Origin of the sequence: Oryzihumus leptocrescens, from assembly GCF_006716205.1 — a bacterium.
In the GTDB taxonomy this organism is placed as follows: domain Bacteria; phylum Actinomycetota; class Actinomycetes; order Actinomycetales; family Dermatophilaceae; genus Oryzihumus; species Oryzihumus leptocrescens.
In genome coordinates this window covers 33,481-49,159 of sequence record NZ_VFOQ01000003.1, presented here as the reverse complement: position 1 = coordinate 49,159, position 15,679 = coordinate 33,481, and the positions used below count along the sequence as shown (strand labels likewise).

The 15,679-nt window shown below is 71.7% G+C and carries 14 protein-coding genes; 7 read left to right on the top strand and 7 right to left on the bottom strand.

Annotated features, from left to right (window positions below; all coding sequences use genetic code 11):
• Positions 1-33: 33 nt before the first annotated feature.
• From rpsR to FB474_RS19625, 5 genes are all read right to left on the bottom strand, one after another.
• Entirely contained in the window at positions 34-270 is a 237-nt protein-coding gene (gene rpsR, locus FB474_RS19645) for a 30S ribosomal protein S18 (protein WP_013494395.1), read from the bottom strand.
• 173 nt (positions 271-443) lie between these two features.
• Positions 444-986, bottom strand: coding sequence for a single-stranded DNA-binding protein (locus tag FB474_RS19640; RefSeq protein WP_141790567.1), 543 nt, complete (start codon positions 984-986; stop codon positions 444-446).
• Positions 987-1,003: 17 nt separating this feature from the next.
• Positions 1,004-1,291: a 30S ribosomal protein S6 gene (rpsF, locus tag FB474_RS19635; RefSeq protein ID WP_141790566.1), complete on the bottom strand. Its 288-nt coding sequence runs from the start codon at positions 1,289-1,291 to the stop codon at positions 1,004-1,006.
• Positions 1,292-1,474: 183 nt separating this feature from the next.
• Positions 1,475-2,896, bottom strand: coding sequence for a glycosyltransferase family 87 protein (locus FB474_RS19630; RefSeq protein WP_246092717.1), 1,422 nt, complete (start codon positions 2,894-2,896; stop codon positions 1,475-1,477).
• Positions 2,897-3,030: 134 nt separating this feature from the next.
• Positions 3,031-5,247, bottom strand: a complete 2,217-nt coding sequence (locus FB474_RS19625; protein WP_185746284.1) for a transglycosylase domain-containing protein — start codon at positions 5,245-5,247, stop codon at positions 3,031-3,033.
• A gap of 226 nt (positions 5,248-5,473) precedes the next feature.
• Between FB474_RS19625 and FB474_RS19620 the strand changes: the two genes are divergently transcribed.
• The 3 genes from FB474_RS19620 to FB474_RS19610 all read left to right on the top strand — a co-directional run bounded on the left by FB474_RS19620 (position 5,474) and on the right by FB474_RS19610 (position 7,531).
• Positions 5,474-6,067, top strand: coding sequence for a PadR family transcriptional regulator (locus FB474_RS19620; protein ID WP_141790564.1), 594 nt, complete (start codon positions 5,474-5,476; stop codon positions 6,065-6,067).
• Between the two features lie 62 nt (positions 6,068-6,129).
• Entirely contained in the window at positions 6,130-7,221 is a 1,092-nt protein-coding gene (locus tag FB474_RS19615; RefSeq protein WP_141790563.1) for an inositol-3-phosphate synthase, read from the top strand.
• A 94-nt stretch (positions 7,222-7,315) separates the two neighbouring features.
• Complete coding sequence (locus FB474_RS19610; protein ID WP_141790562.1) at positions 7,316-7,531, top strand: biotin/lipoyl-binding carrier protein; 216 nt, start codon at positions 7,316-7,318, stop codon at positions 7,529-7,531.
• A gap of 87 nt (positions 7,532-7,618) precedes the next feature.
• On the opposite strand, the gene FB474_RS19605 is transcribed toward FB474_RS19610, so the two are convergent.
• Positions 7,619-8,404 (bottom strand): glycerophosphodiester phosphodiesterase, encoded by a 786-nt coding sequence (locus FB474_RS19605; RefSeq protein ID WP_141790561.1) that lies wholly within the window; start codon positions 8,402-8,404, stop codon positions 7,619-7,621.
• 70 nt (positions 8,405-8,474) lie between these two features.
• Between FB474_RS19605 and FB474_RS19600 the strand changes: the two genes are divergently transcribed.
• Positions 8,475-9,755 carry an MFS transporter gene (locus FB474_RS19600; protein ID WP_141790560.1) on the top strand — a complete coding sequence of 427 codons (1,281 nt, stop codon included), beginning with the start codon at positions 8,475-8,477 and terminating at the stop codon, positions 9,753-9,755.
• A 7-nt stretch (positions 9,756-9,762) separates the two neighbouring features.
• On the opposite strand, the gene FB474_RS19595 is transcribed toward FB474_RS19600, so the two are convergent.
• Entirely contained in the window at positions 9,763-11,229 is a 1,467-nt protein-coding gene (locus FB474_RS19595; RefSeq protein ID WP_246092697.1) for a CCA tRNA nucleotidyltransferase, read from the bottom strand.
• Positions 11,230-11,315: 86 nt separating this feature from the next.
• Between FB474_RS19595 and FB474_RS19590 the strand changes: the two genes are divergently transcribed.
• The 3 genes from FB474_RS19590 to murJ are packed head-to-tail and all read left to right on the top strand — an operon-like array spanning position 11,316 to position 15,630.
• Positions 11,316-11,801 carry an NUDIX hydrolase gene (locus tag FB474_RS19590; RefSeq protein WP_141790559.1) on the top strand — a complete coding sequence of 162 codons (486 nt, stop codon included), beginning with the start codon at positions 11,316-11,318 and terminating at the stop codon, positions 11,799-11,801.
• Positions 11,798-14,002, top strand: coding sequence for a DUF6049 family protein (locus FB474_RS19585; protein WP_141790558.1), 2,205 nt, complete (start codon positions 11,798-11,800; stop codon positions 14,000-14,002). The genes FB474_RS19590 and FB474_RS19585 overlap by 4 nt, the downstream gene beginning before the upstream one ends.
• The gene (gene murJ, locus FB474_RS19580) at positions 13,999-15,630 is read left to right on the top strand and encodes a murein biosynthesis integral membrane protein MurJ (protein WP_141790557.1); all 1,632 of its coding nucleotides are present in this window, start codon (positions 13,999-14,001) and stop codon (positions 15,628-15,630) included. Before FB474_RS19585 ends, murJ begins: the two co-directional genes overlap by 4 nt.
• Positions 15,631-15,679: the final 49 nt, after the last annotated feature.

Genomic DNA, 15,679 nt, shown 5'->3' with positions numbered 1-15,679 from the left:
GTTGTCTCCTTCGCGACGACTCAGTGAGCTAGCTCAGCGAGCCGAGCTGGAGTAGGGCAGCAGGGCCATCTCACGGGCGTTCTTCACGGCCGTGGCGATGAGGCGCTGCTCCTGGACGGACACGCCGGTCACCCGACGAGCGCGAATCTTGCCGCGGTCGGAGATGAACTTGCGCAGCAGCGCGGTGTCCTTGTAGTCGATGTTCTCGACCTTCGCCGCCTTGAGCGGGTTGGCCTTCTTCTTGGGCTTGCGCACTACGGGCTTGGCCATCGTGGTGCTCTCCATTCTGTGAGAGCCCGGAGTGTGTGCTCCGGGATAGCGTGTGGTTCCGGTGGGACTCGCGTCTCACCTGTCGGTGCGGCCGGCTTCACAGGCACAAGGAAGCCGTCTCACCTCGGTCACAGGGCTCACCTTGTCGGGTGTGTTCCCTGTTCCCTTTTCTGTCAGAAGGGCGGCTCGTCGTAGGACGGGCCGGAGCCCCAGCCGCCACCTTGCGGGGCGCCCTGGGGGGCACCCGCGGACGGACCGGTGGCCCAGGGGTCGTCGCTCGGCGCGCTCTGGCCGCCACCGAAGCCGGAGTTGCCCCCGCCCTGGTTGCCGCCGAAGCCGCCGCCACCACCGCGCTGGGTGCGGTTGACCTTGGCCGTCGCGTAGCGCAGCGAGGGGCCGACCTCGTCGACCTCCATCTCCACGACCGTGCGCTTCTCGCCTTCCTTGGTCTCGTAGGAACGAGACTTCAGTCGGCCGGACACGATCACGCGGGTGCCGCGCTGGAGCGACTCGGCGACGTTCTCCGCCGCGTCACGCCACACCGAGCAGCGCATGAAGAGCGTCTCGCCGTCCTTCCACTCGTTGCTCTGACGGTCGAACGCGCGCGGCGTCGACGCAACGGTGAAGTTGGCCACCGCAGCCCCGGACGGCGTGAACCGCAGCTCCGGGTCGTTGGTGATGTTGCCGATGATCGTGATGACGGTGTCGCCAGCCATGGTGTGATCCCCTGTTCTCAGGCGCCGGGGCGCAGGAGCTTGGTCCGCAGGACAGACTCGTTCAGGTTGAGCTGGCGGTCCAGCTCCTTGGCGGTGGCCGGCTCCGCGGTCATGTTGACGACCGCGTAGATGCCCTCGGACTTCTTCTTGATGTCGTAGGCCATCCGGCGACGACCCCAGATGTCGACGTTGTCCACGGTGCCGCCGTCCTTGGTGACGACGGTGAGGAACTTGTCGAGGCTCGGCTGGATCGTGCGCTCCTCGAGTTCGGGGTCGAGGATGATCATGAGCTCGTACTGACGCATGCTGTTAACCCACCTCCTTTGGTCTAGAGCGGTCACGGTCTTTCCGTGACAGGAGGGTTGCAGCGTCCCACCGCGGCGCACTCTGCCAGTGGTCACTGACAGTGGGTATGCCGCGGCGAACTTCACGAGGGTACCCGCACGTCGCGGCCGGGAAGAAATCAGCGACCGCGTGTCCGGCCCGGGTCACCCGAAGCGCACCAGGACCCGGTCCTCCGCGCCGGCGATCGGGCCCGCGAGCTCGTCGACCTCCCCCTCCAGCCGCTCCTGCTCGGCGACCTCGGTCTCCCCGAGCTCGTCCTCGGGCAGGGCCCACCGGGCCCGCGCCACGCGCACCACCTGGGTGACCAGCCACCCCAGGGCCAGCAGCCGCGCGAGCAGCAGCCCGGCATACGGACCGGAGGGCAGGCCGCGGTCCTTCACGCTGAGCCCGGCGAGGTAGAGCCAGACCGCGACGGAGTAGACGACCTCGGTGCCGGCCCAGATGAGATGGTCGCGCCAGCGCACGCCGACCAGCGCGATCAGCGGCAGCAGCCACAGGCACGCCTGGACGGGCACGGACTTGCCGGTCACCAGGACGATCGCCAGCATCAGCAGGGCGACCTCGGCCACGGCGGGACGACGCTGGGTGGCGAGGGCGAGGGTGGCACCGGCGACCAGCGCGGCGACCCAGCCCATCACGGCCAGGACCGTCACTGCGCCCACCGGCAGGTCGTGGTCGAACAGCTGCGGCACCAGCCACAGCGAGCCGTAGCCGGCACCTGCGCCCCACCAGCGCCGGTAGGTGGACAGGAACCCGTCGGCGTTGACCACGAGCCAGGGCAGGGACACCAGCAGCCAGGTCGCCAGGGTCACGCCGGCGAGCGCGGCCCACTGCCGCAGCCGGCCACCCCGCACCGCGACCAGGCCGATCGCGGCCACGATGACGAGGGGGTAGGTGCGCGTCGCGATCGCCAGGCCGAGCACCAGCCCGGCCAGCGGCACCCGGCGCCGGCCCCAGGCCCACAGCCCCACGGAGGTCAGCACCACGCCCAGCAGGTCGACCGAGACCAGCGAGGCGGTGACGATGACCGGCGAGAGCGCGACGTGGGCGGCCTTCCACGGGTGCCGGCGCACCGACGCGGCGGTGACGATGACGAGCAGCACGAGCAGCACGGTGACCAGGACGGCCCACAGCCCGAAGTACCACTGCTGCCGGGTGGTGACCGGCCCGCCGGGCACGAGCAGGGCCATGACCCACATGGCCAGGCCGCTCCCGACCGGCTGGTCCAGTGCCCCGGCACCGTTGTGGAGGTAGGGCAGCGTGCCGGTGGCCAGTCCCGAGGTCTGGAAGACCAGCGGCAGGTCGGAGTAGCACGCGTGCCAGAACTGGTCGGGGGTGCTCCACCCGGTCCGCACGCAGTGCGACCGCTGGGCCACCGCGAGGGCGACCATCACCGCGACGAGGCCGCTGAGCACGGCCGCGGCGGCCTGCCAGCCGTCGCGCGAGCGGCGCCCGATCGCGGCATACCGGCCCAACGGGCCTCCGGCGACCTGGCTGGCCGCCGCCGCCACGGGGTCCTCCAGCGTCGGCGCCACGGTCTGGTCGGGCGAGGTGCTCGGGCGCATGCCGCGCAGACTACGGGCTCACGCTGGCCCGCCGCCGACGTCCCTGCGGTATGCCGTGCCCCGCGCCGACCGGGGAGACGCCGACGGGGCGCCCCCTGCGTGGTGCAGGAGGCGCCCCGTCGGCGTGGGTGACGCTACGGCGTCGGCGTCGGTTGCCCGCGCCTGCCGGCACCGCCACCGGTCCCGCCGCCGCTCGGCGAGGTCGTGGTGTCGGTCGGGCTACCGCCCGGGAACGGCACGGTGAACGTCGGCTTCGGACCGTTGGTCTTGGTGTCCGTGCTCGTCGTCGGCGGCGCCGTCGTGGTGGTGCTCGTCGTGGAGGTGGTGCTCGTCGAGCTGGTCGCCGTCGTCGTCGGCGTGGGCGGGGCGACCTCGCCGTCGCCGATGCCGTAGCGCGGCGGGAAGTCCTCGACCGGCTCGCCCTTGAGCGCACCCTCCATGAACGCCGTCCAGATCTTCACGGGGAAGGTGCCACCGGTGACCTCGCCGAAGCCGTCGACCTTGATCGAGCCGGTGCCGTCCCCCTGGTAGATGCCGACGGCGGCGGCGAGCTGCGGGGTGAACCCGTCGAACCAGACCGCCTTGTTCTCGCTGGTCGTACCGGTCTTGCCGGCGGCCGGGCGGCCGAGCTCCTGGGCGTGCTGGGCGGTGCCCTCCTTGACCACGCGGGTCATCGCGTCGGTGGCGTCGCGGGTGACGTTCCGGTCGAAGGCCGCGCGCACGTCCTTGTTCACCTTGTAGTCGATGCTGCCACTGCCCGAGGTCACCGACTTGATGAGGTAGGGCTTGGCCCGGGTGCCCTGCGCCGCGATGGTCGCGTAGGCGTTGGCCATGTCGATGATCCGCGGCGAGGCCGAGCCGAGGATGTTGGCGTAGTTGGGGCGCAGACCAGGGGTGCTCGCCGGAACGCCCGCAGCGATCGCCGCCTCCATCGTCGACTGCGGCGTGACCTTGATGTTCAGCGCCGCGAAGACCGTGTTGACCGAGTGGGCCGTGGCCGTGCGCAGGTCGATGTTGCCGAACTGCTCGCCGCCGAAGTTGCGGATGGTGCCGCTGGCGTCGACCTCGCTGCCCGTCGAGCCGTTCTGCCCCTTGAACTCCGGGAAGTCCTGCGGGCTGTGGCCGTCGAAGCGGGTCTTGGTGCTGATGCCCTTCTGCAGCGCGGCGAGCAGGCCGAAGGCCTTGAACGTCGAACCCGCCTGCAGGTGGGCGTCGGTGGCCGAGTTGAACTGGACCTTGTTGTAGTCCCGGCCGCCGTACATCGCCACGATCGCCCCGTCACCGGGCTTGATCGCGACCAGGCCTGCGTGCAGCTGCTTGGAGGCCTCGCTCGACCCCGAGCCGGGCAGGTTGTCGTTCACGGCCTGGATGGCCGAGTCCTCCGCCTTCTTGTCGATCGTGGTGACGACCTTGTAGCCACCCCGGTCGATGTCGGCGTCGGTCAGCTTGAGCCGGCTCTTCAGCTCGTCCTTGACCGCGTTGGTGATGTAACCCAGGGCGCCGTTCCTCAACTTCTGGCGGTTCTTCGGGTCGTCGACCTTGGGGAACTTCGCCTGGTCGAACTGCGCCTGGGTGATCCACCCCTCCTTCTTCATGCCGTCCAGGACGTACTGCACGCGGTTCTTCGCGGCGTGGAGCGCCTGCGGGCCGTTCGCCGGGTCGTACAGCGAGGGGCCGTTGATGACCGAGGCGAGCAGGGCGCCCTGGGCCACGGTCAGCTGCGAGACGTCCTTGCCGAAGTAGGTCTTCGCCGCGGCCTGGATGCCGTAGGCACCCCGGCCGAAGTAGATCGTGTTGAGGTAGCTCTCCAGGATCTGGTTCTTGCTCTGGGACTGATCGACCTTGATCGAGATCATCAGCTCCTTGTACTTACGCGTGATCGTCTGGTCCTGGGTCAGGAAGTAGTTCTTGACGTACTGCTGCGTGATCGTCGAGCCACCCTGGGTCGGCCCGCCCCTCATGGCCACGAGCACGGCCCGGCCGATGCCGGTCGGGGAGACCCCGCTCTCGTTGTAGAAGTTGCGGTCCTCCGCCGCGAGGAGCGCCCGCTGCACGTGCAGCGGCACCTTGCTCAGCGGCACCGACTCGCGGTTGATCTGGCTGATCCGGGCCAGCTCGGTCTTGCCGTCGGCGTAGTAGATGACCGAGGCCTGCGAGGTGGCCAGCTCGTTGGGGTTGGGGATCGGGGTGGTCGCGTAGGCGACGGCGAAGCCTGCCACGCCGAGCACACCGAATGCGGCCAGCGTGAGCAGCACCCGCTTCCACGTGAAGAACCGGCGCCAGCCCTGCTGCTTCTGGGGCGGCTGGGCACGGCGTCGGCCGGCGGTACTTGCTCGGGTCTGTGCGTTCACGTGTCTTCTTCCGTTGAACGAGCGGGCGTGGCTGCCGGTCAGTATGCCGACGGGTCTTGTGCGTGCCTCGTCGAAACCGGTCGTGGGGGCGGCCCACGCCGGACGAGCGTAACGGGGCGAGCGCAGTACGTCGAAATGCAGATATATCGCAGCGATATATCTGTGAGGTATGGTGGCGCGCATCAGCAGCCGCTGTGACCGATCGCACCACCCGGAGGTGAGCCCCATGAGCCGTCGCGCCGCGCTGCTCGAGCTCGCCGTCCTCGGCCTGCTGCACGACGCGCCCATGCACGGCTACGAGCTGCGCAAGCGCCTCAACACCATCCTCGGCGCCTTCCGAGCGCTGTCCTACGGCACGCTCTACCCGTGCCTGCGCGACCTGGTGGCCCGCGGCTGGATCGCCGAGACCTCCCCCGACCCGGCCAAGGCGACCCCCGCCCCGAGCAGCCGGCGCGCGCGGATCGTCTACGAGCTGACTGCCGAGGGCAAGGAGCGCTTCCAGGAGCTGCTGACCGACGCCGGTCCCGCGGCCTGGGAGGACGAGACCTTCGACGTGCACTTCGCCTTCTTCGCCCGCACCGAGGCCGACGTGCGCCTGCGCATCCTCGAGGGCCGGCGCAGCCGGCTCGAGGAGCGCCTGGACGCGTTCCGCTCCGCCGCGGTCAAGAACCGGGAGCGGGCGGACGCCTACACCGCTGAGCTGCAGCGGCACGGCCTGGAGTCCGCGGAGCGGGAGGTGCGCTGGCTCTCCGAGCTGATCAGCGCCGAACGTACCGGCCCCCCGCTGCCACCCGGTGGCGGGCCGGCCCCGCAGACCTGACCGACCGTCATACCCACCACTTCCCCCGAACAGTTCCACCACCCACAACAAGGAGAACCCCCATGGGATCCGTGCGCGTCGCCATCGTTGGCGTCGGCAACTGCGCCAGCTCGCTGGTTCAGGGTGTCGAGTACTACAAGGACGCCGACCCGAACGGCACTGTGCCCGGCCTGATGCACGTGCAGTTCGGTGACTACCACGTCAAGGACGTCGAGTTCGTCGCCGCGTTCGACGTCGACGCCAAGAAGGTCGGCTTCGACCTCTCCGAGGCCATCAACGCCTCCGAGAACAACACCATCAAGATCGCCGACGTGCCGCCGACCGGCGTCATCGTGCAGCGTGGTGTGACCAACGACGGCCTCGGCAAGTACTACCGCCTGACCATCGAGGAGTCCGACGCCGAGCCGGTGGACGTCGTCCAGGCCCTCAAGGACGCCAAGGTCGACGTGCTCGTGTCCTACCTGCCGGTGGGCTCCGAGGAGGCCGACAAGTACTACGCGCAGTGCGCCATCGACGCCGGCGTCGCCTTCGTCAACGCCCTGCCCGTCTTCATCGCCTCCGACCCGGAGTGGGCCGAGAAGTTCGAGAAGGCCGGCGTGCCGATCATCGGTGACGACATCAAGTCCCAGGTCGGCGCCACCATCACCCACCGCGTGATGGCCAAGCTGTTCGAGGACCGCGGCGTGGTGCTGGACCGCACCTACCAGCTCAACGTCGGCGGCAACATGGACTTCAAGAACATGCTGGAGCGCGACCGCCTCGAGTCCAAGAAGGTCTCCAAGACCCAGGCCGTCACCTCCAACCTCACCGGCCCGCTCGCCGGCAAGATCGAGGACAAGAACGTCCACATCGGCCCGTCGGACTACGTGCAGTGGCTCGACGACCGCAAGTGGGCGTACGTGCGCCTCGAGGGCCGCGCGTTCGGTGACGTCCCGCTGAACCTCGAGTACAAGCTCGAGGTCTGGGACTCCCCCAACTCCGCGGGCATCATCATCGACGCCATCCGCGCGGCCAAGATCGCCAAGGACCGCGGCATCGGCGGCGCGCTGATCTCCGCCTCGTCGTACCTGATGAAGTCCCCGCCCGTGCAGCGCGAGGACACCGAGGGCCGCACCAAGCTCGAGGCCTTCATCGCCGGCACCGAGGAGCGCTGACCGCGCGCCGACCTGCCGCAACGCACACCGGAACGGCCCGGCTGTCCACCACGGACGGCCGGGCCGTTGCCTGTCCCCCCGCTAGGGTGAGCCCATGAGCACCGAAGTCGCCTCCGATCTCGTCGCCAACGTCGCCAAGGTCCTCGTCTCGGTCGGCGACACGGTCTCCGCCGGTGACGAGCTCGCGCTCCTGGAGTCGATGAAGATGGAGATCCCGGTCCTCGCGGAGGAGGACGGCACCGTCACCGACGTGCGGGTCCAGGAGGGCGACGTGGTGCAGGAGGGCGACGTCCTCGTCGTCCTCGACTGAGCCGGGCCGGTCGCCCCAGCCCGGCCGCCCCAGCCCGGCCGCCCCAGCCCGGTCGCCTCAGCCCGGTCGTCCTCAGCCCGGTCGTCCTCAGTCCGCCAGGCCACGCAGGGCCGGCAGCACGCGCGGCACGTCGTCGACCACCACCGCGTCCGCCCCGTCCTGGAGCAGCTCACGCGCCCGCTCCACGTCAGGGCACCAGACGACGACCTCCAGCCCCGCCTCGTGCGCCACGGCGATCGACTCCTTCGGTGGGGCGTGGACCGGGGCCCGGTCGACCTCGTTCGGTCCGAACGAGGTCCAGTGGGCGACCAGGACGTCCACGCCGAGGTGCACCGCCGCCGGCACCGCCTTGCGCAGCGGGAAGCCCACCCAGGTGAGCAGGCCCAGGGAGACACCGGGTGCGCCGGCCCGGAGCCCGAGCAGCGCCGCGGGGTCGAAGGAGGTCGCCAGCACGGGCCGCCTGCTGGCCAGGTCCTCCGCCGCCGGAGCCAGCAGCCCTGCGGTGGTGGCCCCCGCGGGCCTCAGGGCGTCCTCCAGGCAGCTCTTGACGTCGAGGTTGACCCCGATCCCGGCGGGCAGGTCGCCGACGTACTCCGCCAGGGTGCACGCCCCCAGCTCCCGCGCCTGGGCCAGCGACAGCTGCGCCACGAACGAGCCGTCGGGCCAGGTGGGGAAGTGCCCGACGACCAGCTGGTCGTCGGCGGTGCGGCGCACGTCGGTCTCGACCCAGCGCAACCCGACCTCGACGGCCTGGCGCAGCGTCTCGCGGGTGTTCTCCCCCGGTCCGCGGCCCAGCCCCCGATGACCGAGGACGGTCGGCCTCCCACCGAAGACCGTGCCGCTGGACTTCCCCCACCGCTCGTCCCACCCCATGCCTCGATCCTCCTGCTGCAACGCGGCTGTGCCAACTGACCACGCGGCATCGGCATGACACGATGGCGACGTGACCGCCGCGGCGAGCCCCGCGCCCGCGCCCCGGTTGTGGGCCTTCGGGCCATCGTTCCGTCGGCTGCTCGCCGTCCGCCTCACCAGCCAGCTCGGCGACGGGGTCTTCGAGGTGGCCCTGGCCTCGCTGTTCTTCTTCTCCCCGGAGCGCGCCACGACCCCCGGAGGGATCGCCGCCGCGTTCGCGGTGCTCACCCTGCCGTTCACGGTGATCGGGCCCTGGGCCGGCGTGCCCCTGGACCGCTGGTCGCGGCGCAACACCCTGATGCTCGGCAACCTGGCGCGGGCCGCCCTGGCCGTGGTCGTGGCCGTCCTGCTCGCCCTGCCCGCCCCCGACCCCCTCCTGTATGCCGTGGTCCTCACCTTCCTGAGCATCAACCGGTTCCTGCTCGCAGCACTCTCCGCCGGCCTGCCCCACGTCGTCGACCCCGCCCACCTGGTGGCTGCCAACGCGGTGACCCCCACGCTCGGCACCGCCGCCTACCTCGTGGGCGGCGGGATCGCCTACGCCGCCCGGGTGACCGGCGCGGGCCACCCGGTGCTGGTCGTGATCGTCGCCGTGCTCCTCGCGGGGGCGGCGGCGCTGGCCCTGCGCCTGCGGCCCACCCAGCTCGGGCCTGACCGTGAGCCGTTCACCCCGGGCACCGCGGCCGGCATCGTCGAGGTGGGTCGCGACCTGGTGCGCGGCCTGCGGCACCTGCGCTCACGGCATACCGCCGCGAACGCCCTGGGCGCCATGACCGGTCACCGGCTGCTCTTCGGGGTGTCGACGCTGGCCCTGATCCTCCTGGCGCGCAACTACTTCGGCGCCGGCTCGAGCCAGCGCGGGCTGACCGTGCTGGGATGGGTGCTCGGTGCGGGGGCCGCCGGGTTCCTCGTCGCCGCGCTCGTGACGCCCTGGTGGGTGCGCCGCCGGCACGACCCGACGACCGTCGTGTCGCTGGCCCTGACCGGGGCGGGGCTGGCCACCGCCACTCTCGTGCCCGTCCTGGCGCTGCCCGTGCTGCTGGTCGCAGCCGCCGTCATCGGGTGGGCGGGGCAGAGCCTGAAGATCTGCGTGGACACCCTGGTGCAGCGCGACGTCGACGACGCCTTCCGCGGCCGGGTGTTCAGCGTCTACGACGTGCTGTTCAACGCCGCGTTCGTCGTCGCGATCGCCGTGGCCGCGGTGGTCGTCCCGTCCAACGGTGACGCGCCCGTGGTCTTCACCGTGCTGGCAGCGGCCTACCTGGCCCTGTCCTGGGCATACCGGCGGGCCAGCGTGCGCCAGCGCACCTGACCCGGCCTCAGCCGGCGGCCTCCGGCTGCTGGGCCCACCAGGCGAGCAGCTCCTCGCGGGCGGCGTCCTCCCCGATCGGCCCACGGTCCAGCCGCACGGCCAGCAGGTGCTTGTACGCCCGTCCCAGCAGGGGCCCCGGCCGGATGCCGAGCACCTCGGCGATCTGGTTGCCGTCCAGCTCGGGGCGCACGGCGGCGAGCTCCTCCTGCTCCAGCAGGCGGGCGATGCGGGCCTCGAGCTCGTCGTAGGTGCGGGACAGGCGCTGGGCCTTGCGCACGTTGCGCGTGGTGCAGTCGGAGCGCGTCAGCCGGTGCAGGCGTGGCAGCAGCGGCCCGGCGTCGGTGACGTAGCGGCGCACCGCGGAGTCGGTCCACTGGCCCTCGCCATAGCCGTGGAAGCGCAGGTGCAGCTCGACCAGGCGGGAGACGGCCTTGACCGTGTCCTTGTCGAAACGCAGGGCGCGCAGCCGCTTGGCGGTCATCTTCGCCCCGACGACCTCGTGGTGGTGGAAGCTGACGCCGCCGCCGGGCTCGAACCGGCGGGTCGCCGGCTTGCCGATGTCGTGCAGCAGCGCGGCCAGGCGCAGCACCAGGTCCGGACCGGGCACCGACTCCTCCGGGCCGTCCGGCGGTCCCTCGAGCGCGATCGCCTGCTCCAGCACGATGAGGGAGTGCTCGTAGACGTCCTTGTGCCGGTGGTGCTCGTCGAGCTCGAGCTTCAGGGCTGGGAGCTCGGGGAGCATCTGGTCGGCCAGCCCCGTGTCGACCAGCACCCGCAGTCCCGCCTTGGGGTCCGGCGAGAGCAGCAGCTTCTCCAGCTCAACCCGGATCCGCTCGGCCGAGATGATCTCCAGCCGTCCGGCCATGTCCCGGACCGCCGCGTCGACCTCCGGCGCCAGGGCGAAACCGAGCTGGGCGACGAACCGGGCGGCCCGCATCATGCGCAGCGGGTCGTCGGCGAAGGACTCCTGCGGCGTGCCCGGCGTGCGCAGCACCCGCGCGGCCAGGTCGGCCAGGCCGTCGTGCGGGTCGACGAACTCCAGCGCCGGAAGCCGCAGCGCCATGGCGTTGACGGTGAAGTCGCGGCGCACCAGGTCGTCGGCGAGGTTGTCGCCGAAGGCGACCTCGGGCTTGCGGGTGGTGCGGTCGTAGGCGTCGGCGCGGTAGGTCGTCACCTCGATCGTGGTGTTGCCCTTGCGTGCCCCGATCGTGCCGAACGCCCGCCCGACGTCCCAGTGGGCGTCGACCCACCCTCGCAGGACCTTCTCGGTCTGCTCCGGCGTGGCATCGGTGGTGAAGTCCAGGTCGGGCGAGGTGCGGCCGAGGAAGGCGTCCCGGACCGGGCCACCCACCAGCGCCACCTCGTGCCCGGCCGCGACGAAACGCTCCCCGAGCTCGGTGAGCAGCGGCAGGACGGGAGCAAGGCGGCGCACGGCCTCCTGCAGGAGGGAGCTGGGTCGGGCGGTGGAGGACACGAGACTCAAGGGTAGGTGACGGCTCGTGACGGGCGACCGCCCGCGCTGACAGGTAGGCTCATCGTGGCGCTGGCTACAGTGACGGGGTGACTTCCCCGGACCCTCGGCCGACCCGGCTGCCACGCCGGTTGCCGGCCGTGGAGGAGACCTCCGCCGGCGGGGTGGTCATCGACGTCCAGGATGGTTCGGCCCGCATCGCCGTGATCGCCCGACGCAACCGGGCCGGTCGCGTGGAGTGGTGTCTGCCCAAGGGACACATGGAGCCGGGCGAGTCACTGCCCGAGACGGCGGCCCGTGAGGTCGCAGAGGAGACAGGCATCATCGGCCGCGTGATCGAGTCGCTGGGCACCATCGACTACTGGTTCTCCACCCCGGACCGGCGCATCCACAAGGTGGTCCACCACTTCCTGCTCGAGGCCACCGGAGGGGAGCTGAGCATCGACGGGGACCCCGACGCCGAGGCCATCGACGTCGCGTGGGTCGCCCTGGACGAGGTCCACGAGCACCTCACCTTCCCCAACGAACGCCGCATCGCCCAGGCCGCCTGGGAGCGGCTGGCGGGCTCCGCGTGACGCGACGGCAGGACACGCACATGTGGACGCAGGTATGCCGGGTGCTCACCGCTGCCCTCGTGGCCGCGGCCGTGGTGGCCCCGGCTGCGGCCCCCGCGGCCGCGGTCACCCACACCGCCGCACCCGACGCGGCTCCCGCCGCGACCGGGCCCAGGGTGACGGTGCAGCTGGACGCCATCAGCCCCCAGATCGCCCGCCCCGGCCAGGCGGTGACGGTGCGCGGCACGATCCGCAACACCGGCGGCGCCCCCGTGGCCCACCCCACCGTGGTGGCCCGGCTGCGCACCGACGGCCTCGGCAACCGCGAGCAGGTGACCTCGTGGGCGCAGGGCTCACGCGAGGTCACCCCCGGGCCTGTTGTCGCCCACCTGGCGCTCAAGGAGCCCCTGGCCGCCGGCCAGACGGCGGCCTTCTCCCTCACGATCCCGTCCCGCGCGGTGTCCAACCCCTCGGCCTTCGCGGCGCTGCCGCTGGCCATCGAGGCCGCCCCTGCCGGCGCCGACACCCCCGTGGGCACCTCGCACACGTTCCTGCCGTGGTACCAGCGCAAGGAGTTCACCCCCCTCTCCCTCGCCTGGCTGGTCCCGCTGACCCTGGACCCCGACCCCGCCCTGTTCGGGGCGCCCGGCCGCGCGCGCACGCAGGCCTGGCAGCAGGCGATCGGCCCCGGCTCGAGGATCGACCGGCTGATCACCGGCACGCAGGCCGGTCGCGTCACCTGGTTCGTGGACCCGGCCGTGCTCGGGCCCCCGGTCGGCGCGAGCGCGACCACGCCACCACCGACTCCCACGTCGACGTCCACCCCCACAACGACACCGACACCGGGCACGGGAGGAACCGGTCCGGTCACCCCGCCGGCGGACGCCGTCACCACGTTGACGACCTCGTTGGGAAGCCGCCTGGCCGCGGCCGGCCCGGCTCACCCCCTGTGGGCGCTGCCCTACTCCGACCCCGACCTGGCGGCCACGCTGGGGCTCTCCCCAGGTGACCCGAGCGTCGCCACCGTGATGGCCACCCCGGACCAGCTCGGCGCCGCGGTGGGCCACAGCGTCCGGGACGACATCGCCTGGCCGGCCGATGGCCGGATGACGCTGGCCCGGGAGTCCGGGCTGCGGAACCTGTTCCGGGGCAACGGGCTGACCGCCGGGGTGGTGTCGGCGTCCTCGCTGCCGGTCACCGACGACGGCGTCACGCCGAGCGCGGGGCGGCGTACCCCCGACGGCCTGCCGCTGCTGGCCTACGACGACCGGCTCAGCTCGTTGCTGGGCGGCACCCGCTCGCCGCAGGAGACGACGGCGGTCACCGAGCGCTTCCTCGCCGAGACGATCGCGCTGCTGCAGGAGCGCCCCTCGGTGCGGCGTTCGGCCCTCGTGGCGGCGTCTCGGTCCTTCGCCGGCGACCCGGCCAGCGTGGCCGCGCTGCTCAAGGCGACCGCCGCGGCGCCGTGGCTGACCACCGTCAGCACCACCGACCTGGTCCACGAGGCCGTGGACGCCAACGCCGAGGCCGGCGCGGCCGTCGCCCCTCACCGGTCCGCCGACGCCCTCGCGCCGGGACGCTCCCCGCTGACCCGGTCGACGCTGGCCGAGCTGCCGCAGACCCGCTCCAGCATCGAGGGTGTCGCCAGCGTGATGGACCCCAGCCAGTTCCCGGCCGGGCTCTGGCAGGACGCCAATGCCCAGCAGCTCTCCTCGCGATGGCGCGGTCAGCCGCGCTCGTTCGCGACGCTCCACAACCAGGTCGTCGGCGCCGTGTCGGGCGTGAGCTCGGGTATCCGGGTGAACCCCGCGACCATCAACTTCCTGGCCGACCAGGGGGTCCTGCAGATCACCGTGGTCAACACCCTCAACATGCCGGTCCACGACGTGCGCCTGCACCTCGAGCCGGGCAGTCCCCGACTGCGCATCGACGACCAGCCGGAGCTGCTGCGGATCAACCGGGGCAGCCGCGTCACCGTCAAGGTGCACGTCACCGCCGTCGCGGCCGGGCTGGTCCCGGTCCAGGCGAGCCTGAGCTCGGTCAACGGAACCCCCATCGGTCAGGGGGCGAGGGTCGACGTCAGGGTCAGCCCGACCTCAGGCTGGGTCTACTGGGCCCTCGGCGTGGTGGCCGGCCTCGTGCTCGTCCTCGGCGTCCTGCGGTCCCTGCGCCGGGGCCGGACCCGGCCCGCACTTCCCCCACAGGAGAATGTCCTGCCATGAGCGACTCCACCGCCAGCCTCGCGCGCTCCAGCGCGGTCATGGCAGCCGGCACCATCGTGTCCCGCGTCCTGGGCATGGTCCGGGCCACCATGCTCGGGGCCGTGATCGGCATGACCGGGCTGTCCGCCGACGCGTTCCAGGTCGCGAACACGCTGCCCAACCTGCTGTTCCTGCTGCTCGCGGGTGGCGTCCTCAACGCTGTCCTGGTGCCACAGCTGACCAAGGCGGCCCAGCACGCCGATGGCGGCCAGGACTTCGTGGACCGGCTCCTGACCCTGGCCATCGTCGCCATGGGTGTGCTGACCCTGGTCGTGACCGCGGCCGCCGGCCTGCTGGTCCGCCTCTTCAGCCAGGGCTTCTCCCCCCAGACCATGAGCCTGAGCATCTCGTTCGCCCTGATCTGCCTGCCGCAGGTCTTCTTCTACGGCCTCTACACGCTGCTCGGGCAGGTGCTGAACGCGCGGTCCCAGTTCGCGGCGTACATGTGGGCCCCTGTCGTGGCCAACATCGTGTCGATCGCCGGCATGGCGATCTTCCTGACGCGCTACCCCAGCCAGCCCGACGTCTCGGCCTGGACCCCCGGGATGATCTGGCTGCTCGCCGGCACCACGACGCTGGGCATCATCGCCCAGGCGCTGGTCCTCCTGGTCCCGTTGCGCCGTGGCGGCTTCCGCTTCCGTCCGCGCTGGGGCTTCCGCGGCGTCGGCCTCCGCTCCTCGTCCACGGTGGCCGGCTGGACCTTCGCCGCGCTCGGCGTCTCCCAGGCGTCGTTCATCGTCACCTCCAAGGTGCTGACGCGGGCAACGAGCCTCAGCGCCGCGCAGCACCTGCACGAGCCGGGGCTGACCGCCTACAGCAACGCCTTCCTGCTGTTCATGCTGCCCCACTCCCTGGTCACCGTGTCCCTGGTGACCGCCCTGTTCACCCGGATGAGCAAGGCCGCAAACACGGGTGACCTCGCCGAGGTCCGCGGGGACGTCAGCCGGGGCATGCGGCTCACGGCGGTGGCCACCGTCCCGGCGACCGTGGCCAGCTTCGTGCTCGGCACCGCGCTCGTCGGCACCCTGTTCTTCAAGAACTCCGCGGCCGACGTGCACGCCACCACCGTGGTGATGGTGGCGATGATGGCCGGCCTCGTGCCGTTCGGGACGCTCTACCTGCTGCAGCGGGTCTACTACGCGTTCGAGGACGCCCGGACCCCGTTCGTCCTGCAGCTCGTCTCCAGCGGCGTCGGCACCGCGATCAGCCTCGTCGCGCTGACGCTTCCCGTCGCCTGGATGGGCATCACGGTGGGCCTCGGCCAGACGGTGAGCAACCTCGCCGGGGCTGCACTGGGCCTGGTCTGGGCCCGTCGGCGCCTGGACGGCCTGCCCCTGCGCCCCGTCGCGCGCACCTACGCCCGCCTGGGTGTCGCCGCCCTCGTGGCCGGCGGCGCGGCATACCTCGTCCGCCTCGGGGTGGAGTCCGTGGTCTCCGGGCGGGTCGAGGACCTCGTCACCCTCGTCCTTGCCGGTCTGGTGTTCGGCGTCGTCTACCTGGTGCTCGCGCGGGCGCTGCGCGTGCGCGAGGTGGAGGAGCTGCTCGGACCGGTCGTGTCGAAGGTGCGTCGCCTCGTCCCTGGAGCCTGACGCCCACCTAGGATGTGGCCAGACCGATGGACACGACGAGGGGAGCTGC